Origin of the sequence: Bauldia sp. (assembly GCF_965232525.1) — a bacterium.
Lineage (GTDB): Bacteria > Pseudomonadota > Alphaproteobacteria > Rhizobiales > Kaistiaceae > Bauldia.
The window spans coordinates 1,197,057-1,215,356 of the sequence record NZ_OZ246980.1; the positions used below are offsets into that span (position 1 = coordinate 1,197,057).

The following is an 18,300-nucleotide window of genomic DNA, read 5'->3' on the forward strand; positions in this document are numbered from 1 at the left end:
GTGGGATAAGCCCGCCCCGACCCCCTGAACGCCCGTTCGAATCGAAAACCCTGTATGAAACTCCGCCTGTCTGACGAGACCGCCGATTTCCTCACCGACGACGGTGCGCACGCCGGCACGTACACGTTCGCCGATCCAGTCAAACCGTCGCTCCATCCACTCATCACTCTGGCTGGACATGTCATCACTCTCAGTCTCCCGCACGACCACCCCCATCACCGCGGCGTTTGGTATGGCCTGTCGGCTGCGGACATCAACTTCTGGGAGGAGCGGCCGGTCCGCCCCGGCGAGGCGGTCGGCATCCAGACTCATGAGGGTTTCGACAGCCTGACTGAGGTCGGCGCCTCTATCGGCTTCGTTCAGTCTCTGGTCTGGACGGCCGAGGATGGCAGCCTGCCGACGTTCCGCGAGGAGCGGCGCCTCGCCTGCCGGTTCGATGCCACCCGGCCGGTCTTCGTCTGGTCATGGCAAAGCCGTCTCGAGGCGCTGCGCGACGTCACCCTGATCGTCAGCCACTGGGCTCACGAGACGGCCGACGGTCGTCGGATCAACTATCACGGCCTCGGTGTCCGCTTCCGACGCGACTTCGGTTGCGTGTTCCGTGGCACGACACTCTATGTCGACGGGCATGAGATGTCGTTCGCCGACGCGCTTGGCATGGTGCCGCAAGCGGTCACCTTCCGCGGTACGATCGACGGGTTCGCCGAGCCGCCGACGGCTGGGCTCACCATTCGCCAGCGCCAGCCCTATGCGTTGTTTGCGGTCAGTGAGCCGTTCCCGCTCGTCTGCCTCGGCCCCAGTAACGCTGGCGAAATCCGACTGGCCGCGGGCGATGTTCTCGATAATGTGTATGAATTCGACGTCTTCGATGGTGCGGTTGGCTGATATCGATCATGATGACACTTTCGGCTTATCCGGCCTACGGCGCGCCCGCCATGCCGACCCGTACAAGGCCGAATGCCGGCAGATGCCGACTGGCCGCTTTCCTTGGAAAGGGGAGATTGGAGGGGATCGGAACCATGTCGGCGCGTCTCTCGAAACACGCAGGCAGGATGACGATGTCTCTGGACGACCGCCGCTAAACCAGCTGCGCGTCGGTCATGATCTCGACCAGCGACGGGCCCGGAAAGCCCAGCGCCTCGACAAGTGCCTCGCGCAGATCCGCCACATCGGTAACCCTGCGGCCATGGCCGCCGCAGAGCCGGGCGAAGGTGGCGAAGGACGGGTTGTGCAGTCCGGTCTCCCAGGTCTCCCACGCGCCGGTGCGCTGCTCCTTGGAGATCTTGCCGAGCTCGTTGTTGTTGAGGAGTACGTGGGTGATGTTCATGCCGTATTTGACTGCGGTGGTGAACTCCATGCCGTACTGGCCGAAACCGCCATCGCCGGAAATCGACACCACTTTGCGATCAGCGTACTCGGGAAAGTCTTGGGTAGCTGACCAGGCGCCGAGTGCAGCCGGAAAGGCGAAGCCGATCGAGCCAAGATAACCCGACATCAGCACCCGCTGCCCCTCGGTCTCGAAATAGCGGCCGAACGAGTAGGTGTTATTGCCGACGTCGACGGCAATGATGGCGTCGTCGGGGATCAGGTCGGTCATCGCCTCGAAGACGATCGCCGAGTTGATGCCCTGGCCGTGGTCGTCGGCGGTCCGGCGCTTCTTCTCTGCCCGCCAGGCGGCCCAGCGATCGGCAAGGTCGGCGATCTGGTCAGGCTTGCCATCATGGCCCGGTGCCGCTGCGGTGATAGCCCGGCAAAATTCACCGATCTCGCTCCAGATCGGCAGGGTCACGGCATGAAAACGACCGAGCTGCATCCGCTCGAAATCGACCTGGATGATCGGCTTGTAGGGCGCGATACCGGTGTGGTTGGAGAACGAGGTACCGAGGCAGATAAGCAGGTCCGCTTCGTTCATGAACCAGCTGGCGATCGGCGTGCCGGACCGGCCAAGCACACCGGCGGCGTTCGGGTGACTGTCCGGGATGATTCCCTTGCCCTTGAAGGTGGTGAGTACCGGTGCGCCGAGCCGCTCGGCCATGGCGATCAGACCGGCGCGAGCCTCGAGCGCGCCGTAGCCGAGCACCACCACCGGCCGTTCCGCCTTGGCAATCAGATCGAGCGCGGCTTCGATGTCCGCGTCCGACGGTTTCACCGTCGCGCGCCCCATGCGCCCTTCCGGTCCCTTGGGTTTGGCGTCGGAGGGCGGGGTCTGGACGTCGTCGGGAAAGATGAGATGGGCGACGTCGCGCTCGACCAGCGCGGTCTTGCAGGCGAGGGCGGCGAGTTCGGTGTGGTTCGAGGAGGGCAGCACCGGTTGCGAGAACCGGCTCACGGCTTCGAAGGCGGAGCGCAGGTCGATGTCCTGGAAGGCGCCGGGGCCGAGGACCTGGGTCTGCACCTGGCCGGTGAGCGCCAGCACCGGCGCCCGGTCGACCTTGGCGTCCCACAGGCCGGTCATCAGGTTGGTGGCACCCGGCCCGGCGATGGTCAGGCACGCGGCGGGTTTGCCGGTCAGTTTGCCATAGGCGGACGCGGCAAACGCGCCGGCACCCTCGTGGCGGATGCCGACATACGCCATCTCCCCATCGACGACGCGTCGGCGAATGGCGTCGGCGAGGCCGAGATTGGAGTGGCCGACCATGCCGAAGACGCGCTTGACCCCCCAGGCGACGAAGGTCTCGGCCATCGCGTCACTGATCGTGCGTTCGTGCGCTGGCTCCGGCTCGACCCCGACGAAGACAGCGCCGTTGCGGATCTCGACCGGATAGAGCGCCTGGCCGGAGTCCTCGTGGCCGCCGGGCGGCTTGCCGGTCAGCGGGTCGAAATCCCAGCCGTGCCAGGGACAGCGAATCCAGCACTTGCCTTCGGCCCCGCGCTCGATCGTCCCCTCGCCAAGGGGCCCGCCCTGATGCGGGCAATGGTTGTCCATCGCCGCCCATTGGCCGTCGAAATGAGACAGACAGATGTCCTTCGTGCGGGCGGTGACCGTCATCACCCGCCCTTCGGGGAGGTCATCCGCATCCGCTACCTGGATCCAGTCTACGTCCATCATTGGGCCCGCTCCTGTCAGATCATGATCATCAAGGGCAGCCTAATCGGACCCAGCCAGACTGGCGAATAACGGTTGAGTGTGAAGTGGTTTGGCTAGTGCACAGTGCCGCGGAGGTGGTTGCGGACGAAATCGCGTTCCCGTTCGATCGCGCCCCACTCGTCATTGTCGGCGCTTTCGTAGATGAGTGTGTGCGGCCCGTTGAAGCCCGCTTCAGACGCCACCGCCAGGCAGCGGCCGAAGTCGTCAGCGTTCATTTCGCCATCGTCCGAGAAGGCGCATTTGGCGTGGGTGTTCTCGGCGCGTACCATGATCGCGGCAAGGTCGTCGTACTTCGACGTGCCACTCCAATTGCCGAAGTCGGCAAGCAGCCCGACTTGGTCGCCGACCGCGTCCATGATCGCGTTTACCTCGGTGGGGCCGGGGGTTGTCGCCAGCCAGTTTTCGGTGATGACGCGGACTCCGTGTCCTGCACCAAAGCGGCCGAGTTCCTTGAGGCCATTGATCGAGCGTTCAAGTACCTCCGGCGTCGGTGTTTGCTTGCCGGCGATCACCCGTGCCTTTTCGGCGCCGAGCACGGTGGCGATCTCGATCCAGTCCTCGATCCAATCCATGTCACGGTCGTGGTAGTCGGGATGGGTGATGTCGCCATCGTCGATCAGCAATGTCTGGAACGTTACCCCGGCTTCGTCGAGCGCCGCCCGCAGCTCGGTATGGAAGCCGCGATCGTGACGCGGCATGTGAAACGTGCAGATTTCCAGACGATGGATGCCGCGACGGGCGATCTCGGCCGGCAGGTCCATCAGGCTGATCGTACCCTCACCCCAAGTCGGCTCCGGTTGACCGCGGCCCGGGTTGTCCGGTGAGTCCGGGTAGCTGATGCCGAGGGTCCGGTGAAGGCTCCATGTGGAGAGCGCGAGATTGGCGGTGGGGTCGGTCATCGATCGTCTCTCCGTTCGGAGCAGGAGGGGCGCCATCGATACTATGGCACTCGTCTCCCCGCAGCGGAAGGTGGAGACGATGAGGGTCGCCGGACCCGTGGCGTAGCAGGGCCGTTCCCAAGGCCGACAAAAAAGTAGCCGGCAAAGGCGTGGGGGCCTTCAAATCCGGCGAGGATGGGTCTATATCGGGCGCGGCTCGCGCGAGCTGGAGCATTCTTGGCGCGGGGTGGAGCAGTCCGGTAGCTCGTCAGGCTCATAACCTGAAGGTCGTAGGTTCAAATCCTACCCCCGCAACCAAGCTAAATACCGTCGTGTCGGCCCGGCGTCGGCGCGTGTCCGACGGCCGGCTCTTGATGCGAGCGAGCCGACGCCAAAAGGCTCAAGTGCTCAACCGTCATCTGCAGATCGGCAATGGCTTGAACGGTCCTTGCGGAAGGGACGCCCGCCATTCATTGATGATGGGCTGGAGGGTTTCCTTGGGCCAGAACTGCGGTATGCCGATGGATTTCAGGCACGCGGCGTTCCAGTACAGTCCGGTGTCGGATGGAGACCTTCGATCTTTCACCGCAGCCGCGACGGCGTCGATGTCGCCGGACTCGGGATAGATGTAGAGCGTCGTCGGGTTGTCGTGCGTCAACGCGAGAATGAAGTCGGAGTCTTCGGGTGACCAGGTTGTGCAGCCGTTGCTGCGGCCGCTGGTGTAGTTCACCATTTCTCCGTAAGGAACGAACCCCTCCTCGTCGGCATAGGGGCTTCCCGGATTCCTGAAACGACACTGCCATTTCAGGAACCGCGCCTGATGTCCGCCGATGGCCCGTTCCCTGGCATTGGCCGTGTCGCCCTCGCCATCGAACAGCAGGAAGGTGCGATGGAACGGCGTTCTCTGGCCCGAGCTGCGATAGTACCCTTTGAACGAGGTCCTCGATTCGGCGGTCACGTAGGCGCCGCCCGTGGTGAGCTTGGATCCCTCCGCGTTGCTGAAGTTCTTTGCGCATTGCCGTCCGTTGGAGAAATCGGCGCGCTGCAGTTTGCGTCCGTTGCCGTAGCCGGACGAGATGGCGCGGAACACCCGGTCTTCCTCGCAGATGATGTAGAACCGACGCCCGACTTGGCCGTCCGACATGCTGGGTCGGGTTGCATCCATGGAAAGGTAGCAGGGATTGCGGACGGCCCCTTGGCGCGTCTTGCGTTGGTAAAGCGCGCGGGCTCTCTGCAGGACCACCGGTGCGATCTGTCCCTCGCCAGTGCCGACATGCGCGGCGAGCCAGGCCGGGATGTCCGAGGTCTGCTCGGCCGCCGATGATTGGGGCGAACCCGACAACGGGATCGCGATCAGGACCGCTAAGGCCAGAGGTAGCAATCTCAACGGCACCGGCCGGTTCTCCTTTGGGTCATCTCGGCCGCCAGCCTAGTGGTTCGCCTCCGGCATATGCAACTCCATTACCAACGCCGTTCGTCGGATCCCAGACTGCCAGTGGGTTCGAATGACTCCGGCATTCGCTTGAGCGTGGCCTGCAAGGGTTGGGTATCCGCTTTCGTGGGACAACTCAGATTGTAGCACCGGCGGACCTCCCGTTTGCCCGTACGAAATGTGGTGGATCGGAACGTTGCGAAGGAACGCTGCGCCACAGGACGTGACGCAGCGTTCTTCATTCAAGGCCCAGCATGCAACCTCAGTTGGTGAGGCTCGGCTCTTTCGGCAGAGCAGCAAACAGCTGAATGTGGGCGTTATGGCCGAAATCGCCGGGCAGAACGCCATAGGTCTTGTCGTCGCTGTGGTAGTTGACGGCAAGCCCGGCCGTGAGTTGCTGGCCAGACAACTGGATGCAGTCTTCGAAGGTCTGGTCGAAGACGGCGTTGCCATCCGCGTCGGCAAGGAACGTCGCCTGGGAGCCGTCGAGCGCGCCGATCGGTAGGTCAAAGGTGCCGATGAACGGCTCGGTCGGTGCTGCGGTCATGAAGAAGTGCCAGAGCGTATAGACGCCATCCGGGACAAGCCCAGAGAACTCCAACTGGAGATGGCCGTGACCATCCTCGCACACATAGGTGCCCGTGCCAGCGGCGCTGAGCCAGTCGCCCATAGTCATGTTGAGCGGCACTCCTTTCGCGAAGGGGCCGGTCGCCTCGGTGTTGCCCGGATCGTGCGGGACCGGGTTTGCTGTCGTGAAGACGTCGGCGGACATGTCGATGTTATCCGGGGTGGCGCGATAGACCTCGCCATTACGATCGACAAAGACGTCCTGCTCGATCAGCCCGGCCTCGATATGGTCGACGAAGACGATCTCGTGGCGAAGCGGCTCGGCCGCAAGCGGCGTTGCCATCAGCGCAATTGTTGCCGCCGTGGCCATCAGGACGGCGTTTCCTGCAGCGTTTCGGTTTGAAGAGCTCATTTGAATTTCCCTTTTTAGTCAGAGGTTTCGTGGGGGGTGTCGCGCCGTCCTTATGTGTCCGGCGCTACATCGCCGGCGCTGTTCGGCGCCTGCGTTGGCTGGGGCATACCGCCGCGGCGCCTCGGGAATCTTGCGGGAGACCTCGCGAGATTCTGGGGAATGTCTGGTGATTTCCAGGAATGGCGTTAGGTTGCCGGGTGACGTTTCGTACCGTCATCGCCAGTGACGGGCAGTGGCCATGACCTACCGTTTCGATGCATTTGCCTTGGATTACGCGGCCCGGGAGCTCTCGCGGGACGGCGTGGCCGTCAAGGTCGAACCGAAGGTTCTCGACCTGCTTCTGCACCTTCTTGCAAACCGGGATCGGGTGGTTTCGAAGGACGAACTTCTGGCCGTTGTCTGGGATGGCCGGGTTGTTTCCGAAGCGGCCATGTCGAGTGCCATCCGTTCGGCTCGCAAAGCGCTCGGCGACGATGCAAAGCACCAGCGCTATGTCAAAACCCTCCATGGCCGCGGCTTTCGCTTCGTCGCGCCGGTCGTTCAGCAAGACACCGATGGTCGTCCGGCGCTCACGGCGGAAGGGGCGCAACAGGCGCCTCCCGAGCAGGACATCCGCTTCTGCCACAGCGTCGACGGCACACGGATCGCCTACGCCCTTGCAGGCGCCGGGCCGCCGCTGGTCAAGGCCGCCAACTGGCTGAACCATCTGGAGTTTGATTGGGAGAGCCCGGTCTGGCGGGACCTCTTCGGCGCGCTCACCGCCGGCCATCGGCTCGTGCGCTACGACGCGCGCGGCAACGGGTTGTCGTCATGGGACGTTATCGACTTCAGCCTCGACCGCCAGGTCGAGGATCTCGAAGCGGTGGTTGACACGCTCGGCCTGGAGCGGTTTCCGCTGTTTGGTTTGTCGCAAGGTTGCGCCAAGGCCGTCGCTTTCGCGGCGCGCCATCCGGATCGGGTGACCAAGCTCGTTCTGCTCGGCGGATATGCCCGCGGCTGGCGGCACCGCGATGCTCCGGACTCGAAGGTCGTTGGTGAGGCGCGCTGCGCCTTGATCCGCGCGGCGTGGGGGAGCTACAACCACGCCGTCCGGACGATGCTGACGACGGTCTACATGCCCGACGCCCCGGCAGAGAGCCAGACCTGGTTCACCGACCTGCAGAAGAAAACGACGACCGCCGACAACGCCGCGAACATCCTTCTCGCCCACGGCGAAGTCGACATCCGCGGCATTCTTGCTAACGTCAAGGCTCCAACACTGGTGCTTCACGCGCGCAACGAGGCCGGCGTGCCCTATGAGCAGGGGCAAGAGCTCGCGGCGGGAATCAAGGACGCCCGCTTCGTCACGCTCGATACGGTCAACCACATTCTCCCGGCGACAGACCCGGCCTTCGCGCGGTGCGTGGGCATCATTCGCGATTTCCTCAGGGAATGATCCGGAGCGGTTCGGCCGGGATGTTCTTGGCTCGTATGAGAGAACCGAGCCTGACCGCCCTCACCGGCCGATCGCCTCGTCGCAAATGGCGACATTCGCGCGCGTGACGATCGTATGAGGTAGGAATATCTCGTTTGGGAGTTCTTCTCCGTTTAGAAGATCGGCGATTGCCCGCGCTGCATATGCCCCATCGTCGATCGGAGACTGCAAGACGGACGCGTACTGGATGCCGGCGATGATCGCATCGCTACCCTCTGCGGTGCAGTTGGATCCGACGAGAACAAGGTCAAGTGGATCGATACCCTCTTGCTCGGCGGCGGCTATCGCGCCCGCCAGCATGTCGTCGGCCTGAGCATAAATGCCTTGAATATCCGTGCCGTGCTCGGCGAACAGCGTTTCGGCGGCTTTCATCGCCTTTGCTTGATCCCAATCGCCGTGCTGTTTAGCGACCACTGCAATGCCGGGTGCCGTTCGTCCAAGCATCTCCTCGAAGCCCGTCGTGCGCTCGACTTGCCCGACCGTTCCAGGCTCCCCTTCGATCACGAAGATCTTTCCCGTGGCGCCAATCCCTCTGTCTGAAAACCCCTGGATCAGGGCCTCAGCCGCCAATTGGCCGTTCAGGAGGTCGTTCGGGCCGGTATAGACGTCCCACAATTCCGCATACCGGTCGTCTGGCTTCGCGTTCGTCACCACCAGCGGTATGCCGGCCTCGTGGATTTTGCGCAAGGACGGGACGATAGCAGGGGATTCCGCCGGCCAGAGCACGATGGCATCCGGTCTTTCGGCGAGCGCCTGGTCGACCTGCGTCGCTTGCACATCCGGGTCAAAGTCGGTGAACTTCACCTCTACATCGAGCCCGCGTTCTTGGGCTGTGTCCATGAATGCCCGGTGGTGGAGTGCGCAATAATCGCAGGCGTCAGTCATGGTCAGGAGGATGACCTTAGCGCCGTCGGCTTCGGCAGCAGCATGATGCGAGGTCGGTATCCCAAGGATTGCTAGGCTCGAGACCACCATCGATTTGACCACCAATGCTCTCATCCGCCCTTCCTCCACCATTCGGCAAGACTGAAGAAATCCGGTTCCGATCGAGCGGCTCGCCGCGGCAGCGAGCGCCCCCAGGGTCGCTATCACTCCCTCTGTTTGAGTTTCTAGAGGGCATCTTTGAGACAATGATGACGCCTGCTCGCCGGTGACCGCCGCCAACCGGCCTCAGTCCCTAACCCGCTGGGGCTTCGCCAACAGTCCACGCAGGAACATCGGCGCGACGAACCCGAGGACCGCCGCGACCCACAGACCGATCGCGATTGGCGAGGAGAACAGGTAGAGCCAATCGCCGTCGGAAATGACCATCGCCCGGCGCAGTGCGTCCTCCATGTGCCCACCGAGCAGGATGCCGAGGATGACCGGTACCGTCGGGACATCGAGCTTACGCAGAACATAACCAAGGCAGCCGAACGCGATCATCAGCAGGAGATCGACGTGGCTGCCCGACAGCGAATAGATGCCGACGAACGACACCATGGTAACGCCGGGTAACAAGATCGACGGGGGAACCTGGAGGACCCGAACGAAGATCTTGACCATTGGTACGTTCATCAGAAGCAGAACGAAATTGGCGATGAGGAGCGATGCGATCAGCCCCCACACCACTTCTGGCCGTTCTGTGAACAGGGTTGGGCCGGGGGTGATGTTCAAGGTCATCAGCAGGGCAAGCAGCACCGCGGTGGTACCGGATCCCGGAACCCCTAACGTCAGCATCGGCACCAGCGCGCCGCCGGCGGCGGAGTTGTTGCCGGCTTCCGGGGCGGCAATGCCCTTCGGTACGCCGGTGCCGAAACCGCCTTTCTCGCCAGCGAGCGATTTCTCCGACATGTAGGCCATGAAACTGCCGAGCGACGCGCCGGCGCCGGGCAGGACGCCGGCGACAAAGCCAACAACGGACGAGCGCAGCATCGTCCACCGAGTCGCAAAAACGTCGCGCCACGGCACGGTCACCTTGCCCAGCTTGACCCCGATCGATGAGGTCTTGCCGTGACTTTCGATGAAGAAGAAGACCTCGGTGATGGCGAAAAGACCGACGATGGCGACCAGAAAGTCGATCCCGTCGAAGAGATGCAGGCTGCCGCCGGTCAAGCGCGGCAGTCCGCTCGAGTTGTCGACACCGATCATGGCGATCGCCAGGCCGATACAGGCGGCGAGTGCCGACTTCGCCTGGTTGTTGCTGGCCATGCCACCGAGGGTGCAAAAGGCGAGCAGATAGAGCGCGAAGTATTCGGCGGGGCCGAAGAGAAAGGCGACCTGCGCGAGCCATGGCGCTAGCAGCATCAGGCCGACGGTTGCGAGGAACGCGCCAACGAAGGACGCGACACCGGAAAGAACCAACGCGTCGCCGGCGCGGCCGGATCTGGCCATCGGATAGCCGTCCAGAGTGGTCATCAGGGCCGGTTCGTCGCCGGGAATGTTGAGCAGGATCGAGCTGATCCGCCCGCCGTACATTGCGCCATAGTAGACCGCAGTCATCAGCACCAGCGCCGAGGTGGCGTCCAGTCCAAGGGTGAATGCCAGCGGAATGAGGATAGCGACGCCGTTCGACGGGCCGAGCCCGGGGAGCGCCCCGATGATGGTGCCGATGAAACACCCGAAGATGGCAAGCATCAGCGTCGACGGTGACAAGGCGACGCTGAATCCCAGAGCGAGGTTCGAGAGAATGTCCATGACAGCGGCCCCCTACCCCGACAAGCCGCTGGGGAAGGGCACGAGTCCCAGTCCAAGCGCGTATCTGAAGATGATGAAGAGTCCAATGGAGAGACCGATACCGGCCAAGGCGGCGAAGCCGATCCGCGGATTGATCTGGTAGCTGAGCACCCCGGCAGCGATCGCCGTCGGCAGCAGAAATCCGAGAGGTTCAAGCGCAAAGGCGTAAAGGACAAGGACGGCGACGGCGACGAACAAAGCGCCGAACGTTCGCAAAGGCGGCCACGTTGGACTCGGATCCGGTCGGATGACAATGAAGATGGCACTGACGCCGCCGACGATGCCGATCAGGATCGGAAAGGTCTTGGGTCCGACCGGGTCAGACAGAAAGCTGGTCTGGATTTGGGTGGCGCTCGCGATATACGCGAGCGCCAGGAGTGCGAAGACCAGACCGAAAATTCGGTCGCTGGCCATTACTGAATGACCCCGATGTCCTTGCTCAATTGCCGGACTTCGGCGACGACACCGTCTACGTAGCTCTGGAAATCGCCGCCGACCAACGTAAACGGTGCGAGACCATTTGCCTCCATGGTTTCTTTCCACGCGTCGGAATCGGCGACTTGCTGAAGACGATCGGCCCACATGTTGAAGGTATCGTCCGATACATCCTTCGGAATGTAGAGGCCGCGCCAGTTGACGGCGACAACATCGATCCCCTGTTCCTTTGCGGTGGGAATGTCCTCGAATCCGGGGACGCGTTCATCGGTGAGAACCGCAATAACGCGGATGTCGCCCGATTTCAGAAACCCGACCACCTCCGACATGTCGCCGGTCATTGCATCGGTGAAGCCGCCAACCGTTTGCGTGATCGCGTCGGCCCCGCCGTCGAGGCCGATATACTTGATGGCCCTAACGTCGTCGAAACCAGTGCGGCTCAGGAGCATCAACGGCTTCAGATGGTCGAAGCCGCCGGTGGCGGAGCCACCGGCAAAAGTGAACGCACCGGGATCGGCCTTGATCGCGTCGAGCAGCTCGGTGAGCGATTGATAGGGGCTATCGGCGGCCACGACGATGACGCCGGGATCCGCGCCGATCGCGCCAACGAAGCGAACCTGATCCGCGGTCATACCGGCATAGGCGTTCTGGGCCAGTCGGGTTGACGTGGCGGATGAGGCCGCGACGATCAGGTCGGCATCGTCGCCGCGTTCGGCCACGACATGATTGAAGGCGAGGCCGCCGCCAGCGCCGGCCATGTTGGTGACCTGGATTGGATCGTCCACCGCGCCGATGTCGTACATGATCTTGCCGATTTGCCGGCACGTGAAGTCCCAGCCCCCGCCCGGGTTCGCCGGGGCGATGCACTCCGCCGCGGAGACGGCGACCGAGGTGCCCAGAATCAGTCCAGCGCCGATGATCGTCGACTTAAGAAAACGTCTCATGCGAGTTCCTCCCTCTCTTGACGTTCTTTCGTTCGCCGGCTCGCCGCCTCCTCCCGGTCGGTCGAGCTACGGTTCGTCGATACTTAGTTAGTCAGGCAAATCTAGTTGATGAGCCGACTCCATCCTACAGTTTAAAGTTGAAGATATCGCGGTCGAGCGTGTTGTAGCGTTCGTACTGCAGCAGATCGTAAAGCTGCTCGCGTGTCTGCATGCGGTCGAGGGCTGCCCTCTGTGTCCCGGTCTCGCTGATCTCGTTGAGGACATCTCCTGCGGCCTTCATGGCGACGCGCAATGTCGTCACCGGATAGATGACGATGCTGGCGCCCAACGCCTGCAGTTCGTTCGCCGGCAGGAGGTCCGATTTGCCGAACTCGGTCATATTGGCAAGGAGCGGCGCGGTGATATCGGACGACGCAGTACTCCACTCGTCGGCATCCTTCAGGGCTTCAGCGAAAATGATGTCGGCACCGGCTTCCGCATAGAGATTGGCACGCTCGATCATCCCGGTCAGCCCTTCAATCGCGCGCGCGTCGGTACGGGCGATGACCACCATGTTCGGATCTCGGCGCGCATCGACGGCGGCCTTTACCCTGCGAACCATCTCGTCGGCCGGGATGACCGATTTCCCATCAAGATGACCGCAGCGTTTGGGATTGATCTGATCCTCCAGATGGATCGCAGCGATTCCATGCTCCTCCATCATGCGAATCGTACGGGCGGCGCTCATCGGTTCGCCGAACCCCGTGTCACAATCGACGATGGTCGGCAGGTCGGTGACCCGCGCGATCTGTTCGGCGCGCCCGGCGACTTCGGTGAGGGTCGTCAGCCCGATGTCCGGCAGGCCAAGGTCCGCCGAGATCACCGCACCGGATACGTAGACGGCTTCGAACCCGAGGCGTTCGATTTCCATGGCGACAAGCGGCGAGAACGCGCCGGGGGCCCTCACAATCGTTCCCGATTTCAAGCCAACGCGCAGCTTGGCGCGCTTCTCGGACCCGCTGAGCATGCTGAACAGCATCAGAATAACCCGCCCTTGCCACGGACGAGTTCGACTGCCGTTGCTTCGACGTTGAGTCCGGACAGCTCGTCAGCGGGAAGGGTATCCAGGCTCAAAACAGTCCGAAGGAAGCGATCCCGTTCTTCGTGAGACACCGTATCTGCAGTGAGGGTTTGAAACTTCTCGATATACTGGTCCCGACCGAACGGGCGTGCGCCCAGTGGATGGGCATCGGCCACCGTGATCGATTCCGATAGCGTTGACCCGTCGTCGAAGGTGACAATCAGTTCGCCACCGAACGCTTTCTCCTCAGAATCGGTGGAATGGTATCGCTCGGTCCAGATGGGCGCTTCCTCCGTTTCGATCTTTCGCCAGAGCGCCACGGTGTCGGGTTGCGCGGCCCGCTCCGGAAGGTAGGAGGCGACATGGTGCCACCCCTCATCCTGCAGCGCTACAGCGAGGATGTACATAATCGAGTGGTCGAGGGTCTCGCGGCTGGCGGTCGGGTCCAATTTCTGCGGGTCATTGGCGCCAGTGCCGATGACGTTGTGGGTATGGTGACTGGTGAGAAGCCGGATGCCGGTTACGCGGCCCCAATCGCCGCCGGTTCGTTCGATGATCTTGGGTCTTAGTTTCACGGCGAGGTCGATCAGCGCCTGGCTCTGATACTCGGCCGAATGCTGTTTCGTGAAGGTCTCCAGAATCGCCCGCTTCGGCTTACCTTTTGCCGGCAGCATCACGTCGTATGCGGCGTCGGGACCGTCGAGCATCCAGGCGATGACCGAGTCCTCGCCTTCATAGATCGGGGCCGGGGCGGTTTCGCCGCGCATCGCGCGGTCGACGGCTTCGATGGCGAGTTTGCCGGCATGCGCCGGTGCGAACGCCTTCCATGACGAGATCTCGCCTTTTCGCGATTGCCGGGTCGCGGTGGTCACGTGGAGGGCATGATTGACCGCCTGGTAGATGACCTCGGTCGGCAGATCGAGAAGGGCGCCGATTCCGGCGGCGGCCGATGGTCCAAGGTGGGCGACATGATCGATCCGGTGCTTGTGCAGACAGATGCCGCGAACGAGATTCACTTGAACCTCATACGCGGTCGTGATCGCGGCGATCAGATCCGAACCACTTCGACCGGTCTGCTGGGCTACGGCAAGGATCGGCGGGATGTTATCGCCGGGGTGGGAATAGTCCGCCGCGAGAAACGTGTCGTGGAAGTCCAACTCGCGTACTGCGACGCCGTTCGCCCAGGCTGCCCATTCGGCGCTGACACGGGTCGTACTACTGACGCCGAAAACGGTCGCTCCGCCATTTCTCGGATGCGCGAGCGCCTGATCGCGTGCGGTCACCACCGGGGTCCGGTTGACCGACGCCATCGCTACCGCCGCGTTGTCGATGATCCGGTTGATCACCATGTCGCGGACGTCGGCGTCAACGGGCACCTGGTCTGCGGCCATTGAGGCGATCTTCCAGGCGAGTTGGTCTTCCCTGGGAAGCCGGTCTGCTTCGGGGTGGACGCGAACGATGTGTGTGTCCAAAGCCGGTGTCCTGGGAGTTCGGGCGATCCCACGGGTCTTGTGACCGGCGGCCGCGCCGTGTGTCCCGTCACACTAAGCCGGATCACTTGTTGCGCAGAAGCGCCGAGTGATAATATCAGATATATCATTTCTGATATGGCTTGATCATGAAGATCGACGAACTCCGTCTGTTTGCCGCCGTGGCCAGAGCGGGGGGTATGTCCCAAGCGGCGAGCCAGTTGGGTCTCTCTCAGCCCAATGTCAGCCGGGCGGTGCGCGGACTGGAGGACACCCTCGGCGTCTCCCTCGTGACCCGCACCGGCCGGGGCGTGGAACTGACCGCCAGCGGCGAGCGCTTCATGGCGTTCGCAAGCGAGACGGTCCAGCGGTACGAACAGGTCAGGGAAGACGTGAGAAAGCTAGATGGATCCCTTCCGTCCCGGCTCTCGATCTCCATTCCCCGTCACACCGGGCGACTCCTGATGCCGGCGATCTACCGGGCCTTTCACGAGAAGCTCCCGGACGTGTTTCTGGAGGTGACTGAGCGGCAGGCACTGGATTCCAGCGCCGCTTTGGCAGACCGAGCCTGCGACGTTGCCGTATTTTACGACAACGCGACCAGTCCGTTCCCCGAACGGCGACGGCTCTTCTCCGAACAGCTCTACATGACCGGTCACAAGCGCCATCTCGGGACCGGGTCAGAGCCGATCACGCTCGCCGAATGTGCCGGCCTGCCCTTGCTGATGTTTTCGAATCCACCCTATGCGCGATTGATCGAGGGTGCTTTCGCCAAGGCAAAGCTCAGTCCCCGGATCGCCCGGCGGGTGGAAAACAAGGTGGCGATGGTGGCATTTGCGATGGAGGGCGAAGGTGTCGCCGTGCAAGCGTTCAGCAACCTCGTCAACGAGTACGAGAACCGCGAAATTCAGGCCCGGCTGATTGCTGACCCGCCGATCGAGCGGGAGATCCTGGTCGCCTTTGGCAACCATGTGGAGCGCCGTTTCGCCAACGCGGTGTTCCGCCTTCTCAAGGCTTCTCTCAACGCTGTGGCGCCGACCGCCCGCTGGTGCAAGGTTTAGGCTTTCGGCATGCCAAACCGATCAAGTCCCCTTCCAGTGGACTTTCCTTCGATATCGTGAAACGACGCGACAGCAAGTGGCTCGGCGCGCGGGCCGATCGAGGGAGACGATTATGAAGAAGATCCTCAACGACCCGGCTGACTATGTCGGTGAAATGCTCGACGGTCTCGTTGCCGCGCATCCCGAGGTTTACGCCAGGCCCGAGTCCCATGTGATCACTCGCGCCGGCGGAGCTGTCGCGGGCAAGGTCGGAATCGTGAGTGGCGGTGGCTCCGGCCATCTGCCCATCTTCACCGGCTATGTGGGCACGGGCCTGCTCGATGCCTGTGCGATCGGCAACGTGTTCGCCTCGCCCTCCGCCGACGAGATGGCCAGCACCATGCGCCACGCCAACGGTGGTGGTGGCGTGCTTCGCCTTTATGGCAACTATGGTGGCGACGTCATGAATTTCGACATGGCCGGCGAGATGGTCGAGATGGAAGACGAAATTCCTTCGACCACGGTGCTTCTTGCCGACGATGTCGCTTCGGCGCCGCCGGAAGAGGCGGAGAAGCGTCGCGGCGTCGCCGGGATGGTCTATGCCTTCAAGATCGCCGGGGCTAAAGCCGAGGAAATGGCCGATCTTGACACCGTGACCGCGACAGCCCGGAGGGCGGCTGGCGCCTGCCGCTCGATCGGCATGGCTCTGACGCCTTGCACGGTGCCCCAGGCCGGCACGCCGACTTTCGCGATCGGCGACGACGAAATGGAAATGGGCATGGGCATCCATGGCGAGCCTGGCATCTGGCGCGACAAGCTCAAGCCCGCCGATGCGATCGTCGACGAAATGATGGACCGACTACTCGCCGACCGGCCGCTTGCCGCCGGTGATCGTGTGTCGGTTCTGGTCAACTCGCTGGGCGCGACGCCACACGAAGAGCTCTACATCATGTATCGGCGGGCAAAGCATCGGCTGGACGACCTCGGCGTTTCGATCGTCATGCCGCTGGTCGGTCGCTATGCCACGTCGATGGAGATGACTGGCGCGACGCTGACCGTGTGCCAACTTGACGAGGAACTCGAGCGATTGCTGAAGGCGCCGTGTCACTGCGCATTCTGGACGGTGGTGTAAGCGCGATGGGCTTGACGGTCGATACTTTGAAGGCGGCAGCACCGCGCCTGGCCACTGCCGCTCAAGCGGCCGAAGGCGAACTCAACACTCTCGACGGCCAGCTTGGCGATGGCGATCTGGGCATCACGGTCGCAACCGGTTGGACCGAGGTCGCGAAGGAAGCAGCCGACATGCCGGACGATGTCGGTCTGGCGCTGCTGGCCGCGGCCAAGGCTTTTCAGCGGGTGTCATCATCCTCCTACGGCACGCTGACCGCGACGGCGCTGATGGCTGCGGCGAAGCAGGCCAAGGGACAGACCGACGTATCATGGTCCGAGATCGGGTCGCTGGTGGCCGCCGGGCGGGACGCGATGATGGCGCGGGGCAAGGGAGCGCTTGGTGACAAGAGTGTCCTCGATGCGCTCGACGCCATCGCCAAGGCAATCGATGGTCTCGACGATCCCGCCGCGATTCACGATGCGGCAGCGAATGCCATGTCGGATGCCTTGCAGGCGTTTCGCGATCGCCCCAACAAGCTCGGTCGGGCTCGGATGTTCGGCGAAAAGACCATCGGCCTCGACGACCCGGGTATGCTTGCGGTCCAACGGCTTGTCGCGGCGTTGGGTGCCGATTGAGCCTCCTGCGTGGGTTATCTGCTTCTCCCTGCCCGGTTTTTTCCGATCTGTTGGAGTGCGGTCGCGACGGCCCGGAGCGTTTTGGTGAGAACCTTGTCGCGGCGCATCACCACTCCCAATTGCCGATCGAGGGTGGGTGAGAGTGGCCGCGTCACCAGCGTCTTGTCCGATCTGGCGCCGTTCATGGCGACTCCCGGGAGCACGGCGTAGCCTAAGCCGGCGCTCACCAACTCCTTGATGGCATCGACGCTACCTAACTCCATGATGGGAGAGGGGACGACACCGGCGCGGGCAAACCACGCATCGATGAGGCTGCGCGACTGCCCGCTCGGCTCGTAGAGAATCAAGGGGCGGTCCCCAAGCGTCGCGGCGGTCACGCGGGTCGGAAGCGGCTCGGCACCCTCGCCTGCGATCGCGACGAACCGATCGCGCAGTACCGGCGATACGTCGAATATGCGACCGCGTACTGGCAGGGTCACCAACCCGATATCGACGGCATTGGCCTCAAGAGACTTGAGAATATCGCTGGTGTTTCCGGTTTTCACGACGATTTCCAGATCGGGAAACCGTTGGCGAAGTTGCTTGAGGGCCGACGGCAGCAGATAAATACAGGCCGTTGCGCCGGTTCCGATCCGAACCCGCCCACGCGTGCCCTCGGCGAACATCGCCACCTCGTCGAGCGCGGCCGAAACCGACGCCTCGATTCGGTTGGCATGATCGATCAGCCGGCTGCCGACGACAGTCGGCATCGCCCTTCGCCCGACCCGTTCGATTAGGCGAACGCCGAGCCGGCGCTCGAGCTCTCGGACTTGAAGACTGACGGCTGGCTGACTGAGGCTCAAAGTCTCCGCAGCCGCGGAGAAGCTCCCGAGACGAACGACTGTCGCGAAGGTCTTCAACTGATCGAGTTTGAGGTCGCGCATATCAAAGCCTGGCTTATGATGTGCATTGCTAATACCAGTTTTTCTAATGAAGAGGGAGGTGGCACAACACGGATCGTCTCACCGGCGTGCCGCCGGCGATGGCGGATTCGTGATATG

16 protein-coding genes and 1 tRNA gene are annotated in these 18,300 nt (G+C 62.9%); 6 read left to right on the forward strand and 11 right to left on the reverse strand.

The genetic code is table 11. From position 1 onward, the window contains the following. The first annotated feature begins 54 nt into the window (after positions 1 to 54). A complete protein-coding gene (locus ACO076_RS05695) occupies positions 55 to 885 on the forward strand; it encodes a DUF6807 family protein (protein WP_421725759.1) in 831 nt (276 codons plus the stop codon). A 193-nt stretch (positions 886 to 1,078) separates the two neighbouring features. Here ACO076_RS05695 and ACO076_RS05700 read toward each other — a convergent pair whose 3' ends face one another. Both ACO076_RS05700 and ACO076_RS05705 read right to left on the reverse strand, forming a co-directional pair. Beyond that, entirely contained in the window at positions 1,079 to 3,046 is a 1,968-nt protein-coding gene (locus ACO076_RS05700) for a thiamine pyrophosphate-binding protein (protein WP_421725760.1), read from the reverse strand. A 95-nt stretch (positions 3,047 to 3,141) separates the two neighbouring features. Next, entirely contained in the window at positions 3,142 to 3,987 is an 846-nt protein-coding gene (locus ACO076_RS05705; protein ID WP_421725761.1) for a sugar phosphate isomerase/epimerase family protein, read from the reverse strand. Between the two features lie 220 nt (positions 3,988 to 4,207). On the opposite strand from ACO076_RS05705, the gene ACO076_RS05710 reads away from it, so the two are divergent. Continuing rightward, positions 4,208 to 4,284 (forward strand) — tRNA-Met (locus ACO076_RS05710). Positions 4,285 to 4,381: 97 nt separating this feature from the next. On the opposite strand, the gene ACO076_RS05715 is transcribed toward ACO076_RS05710, so the two are convergent. Both ACO076_RS05715 and ACO076_RS05720 read right to left on the reverse strand, forming a co-directional pair. Next, the gene (locus tag ACO076_RS05715; protein WP_421725762.1) at positions 4,382 to 5,359 is read right to left on the reverse strand and encodes a hypothetical protein; all 978 of its coding nucleotides are present in this window, start codon (positions 5,357 to 5,359) and stop codon (positions 4,382 to 4,384) included. A gap of 301 nt (positions 5,360 to 5,660) precedes the next feature. Next, entirely contained in the window at positions 5,661 to 6,377 is a 717-nt protein-coding gene (locus ACO076_RS05720; RefSeq protein WP_421725763.1) for a hypothetical protein, read from the reverse strand. A gap of 238 nt (positions 6,378 to 6,615) precedes the next feature. Here ACO076_RS05720 and ACO076_RS05725 point away from each other — a divergent pair, with 238 nt between their 5' ends. After that, positions 6,616 to 7,812: an alpha/beta fold hydrolase gene (locus ACO076_RS05725; protein ID WP_421725764.1), complete on the forward strand. Its 1,197-nt coding sequence runs from the start codon at positions 6,616 to 6,618 to the stop codon at positions 7,810 to 7,812. 60 nt (positions 7,813 to 7,872) lie between these two features. Here the strand turns inward: ACO076_RS05725 and ACO076_RS05730 are convergent, their stop codons facing one another. The 6 genes from ACO076_RS05730 to ACO076_RS05755 form a co-directional block, all read right to left on the reverse strand. Then, positions 7,873 to 8,850, reverse strand: a complete 978-nt coding sequence (locus ACO076_RS05730) for a sugar ABC transporter substrate-binding protein (protein ID WP_421725765.1) — start codon at positions 8,848 to 8,850, stop codon at positions 7,873 to 7,875. 171 nt (positions 8,851 to 9,021) lie between these two features. Next, entirely contained in the window at positions 9,022 to 10,527 is a 1,506-nt protein-coding gene (locus tag ACO076_RS05735) for a tripartite tricarboxylate transporter permease (RefSeq protein WP_421725766.1), read from the reverse strand. A gap of 12 nt (positions 10,528 to 10,539) precedes the next feature. Next, positions 10,540 to 10,980 carry a tripartite tricarboxylate transporter TctB family protein gene (locus ACO076_RS05740; protein WP_421725767.1) on the reverse strand — a complete coding sequence of 147 codons (441 nt, stop codon included), beginning with the start codon at positions 10,978 to 10,980 and terminating at the stop codon, positions 10,540 to 10,542. Continuing rightward, positions 10,980 to 11,945, reverse strand: a complete 966-nt coding sequence (locus ACO076_RS05745) for a Bug family tripartite tricarboxylate transporter substrate binding protein (protein ID WP_421725768.1) — start codon at positions 11,943 to 11,945, stop codon at positions 10,980 to 10,982. The genes ACO076_RS05740 and ACO076_RS05745 overlap by 1 nt, the downstream gene beginning before the upstream one ends. A 124-nt stretch (positions 11,946 to 12,069) precedes the next feature. Further along, complete coding sequence (gene prpB, locus ACO076_RS05750; RefSeq protein WP_421725769.1) at positions 12,070 to 12,963, reverse strand: methylisocitrate lyase; 894 nt, start codon at positions 12,961 to 12,963, stop codon at positions 12,070 to 12,072. Then, the gene (locus ACO076_RS05755; RefSeq protein ID WP_421725770.1) at positions 12,963 to 14,477 is read right to left on the reverse strand and encodes an MmgE/PrpD family protein; all 1,515 of its coding nucleotides are present in this window, start codon (positions 14,475 to 14,477) and stop codon (positions 12,963 to 12,965) included. The genes prpB and ACO076_RS05755 overlap by 1 nt, the downstream gene beginning before the upstream one ends. Positions 14,478 to 14,623: 146 nt before the next feature. Here ACO076_RS05755 and ACO076_RS05760 point away from each other — a divergent pair, with 146 nt between their 5' ends. The 3 genes from ACO076_RS05760 (at position 14,624) to ACO076_RS05770 (ending at position 17,260) form a co-directional block, all read left to right on the forward strand. Further along, positions 14,624 to 15,535, forward strand: a complete 912-nt coding sequence (locus ACO076_RS05760) for a LysR family transcriptional regulator (RefSeq protein ID WP_421725771.1) — start codon at positions 14,624 to 14,626, stop codon at positions 15,533 to 15,535. Positions 15,536 to 15,647: 112 nt separating this feature from the next. Continuing rightward, positions 15,648 to 16,646, forward strand: coding sequence for a dihydroxyacetone kinase subunit DhaK (locus tag ACO076_RS05765; RefSeq protein WP_421725772.1), 999 nt, complete (start codon positions 15,648 to 15,650; stop codon positions 16,644 to 16,646). A gap of 5 nt (positions 16,647 to 16,651) precedes the next feature. Next, entirely contained in the window at positions 16,652 to 17,260 is a 609-nt protein-coding gene (locus tag ACO076_RS05770) for a DAK2 domain-containing protein (protein WP_421725773.1), read from the forward strand. A gap of 14 nt (positions 17,261 to 17,274) precedes the next feature. Here the strand turns inward: ACO076_RS05770 and ACO076_RS05775 are convergent, their stop codons facing one another. Beyond that, complete coding sequence (locus tag ACO076_RS05775; protein ID WP_421725774.1) at positions 17,275 to 18,183, reverse strand: LysR family transcriptional regulator; 909 nt, start codon at positions 18,181 to 18,183, stop codon at positions 17,275 to 17,277. Positions 18,184 to 18,300: the final 117 nt, after the last annotated feature.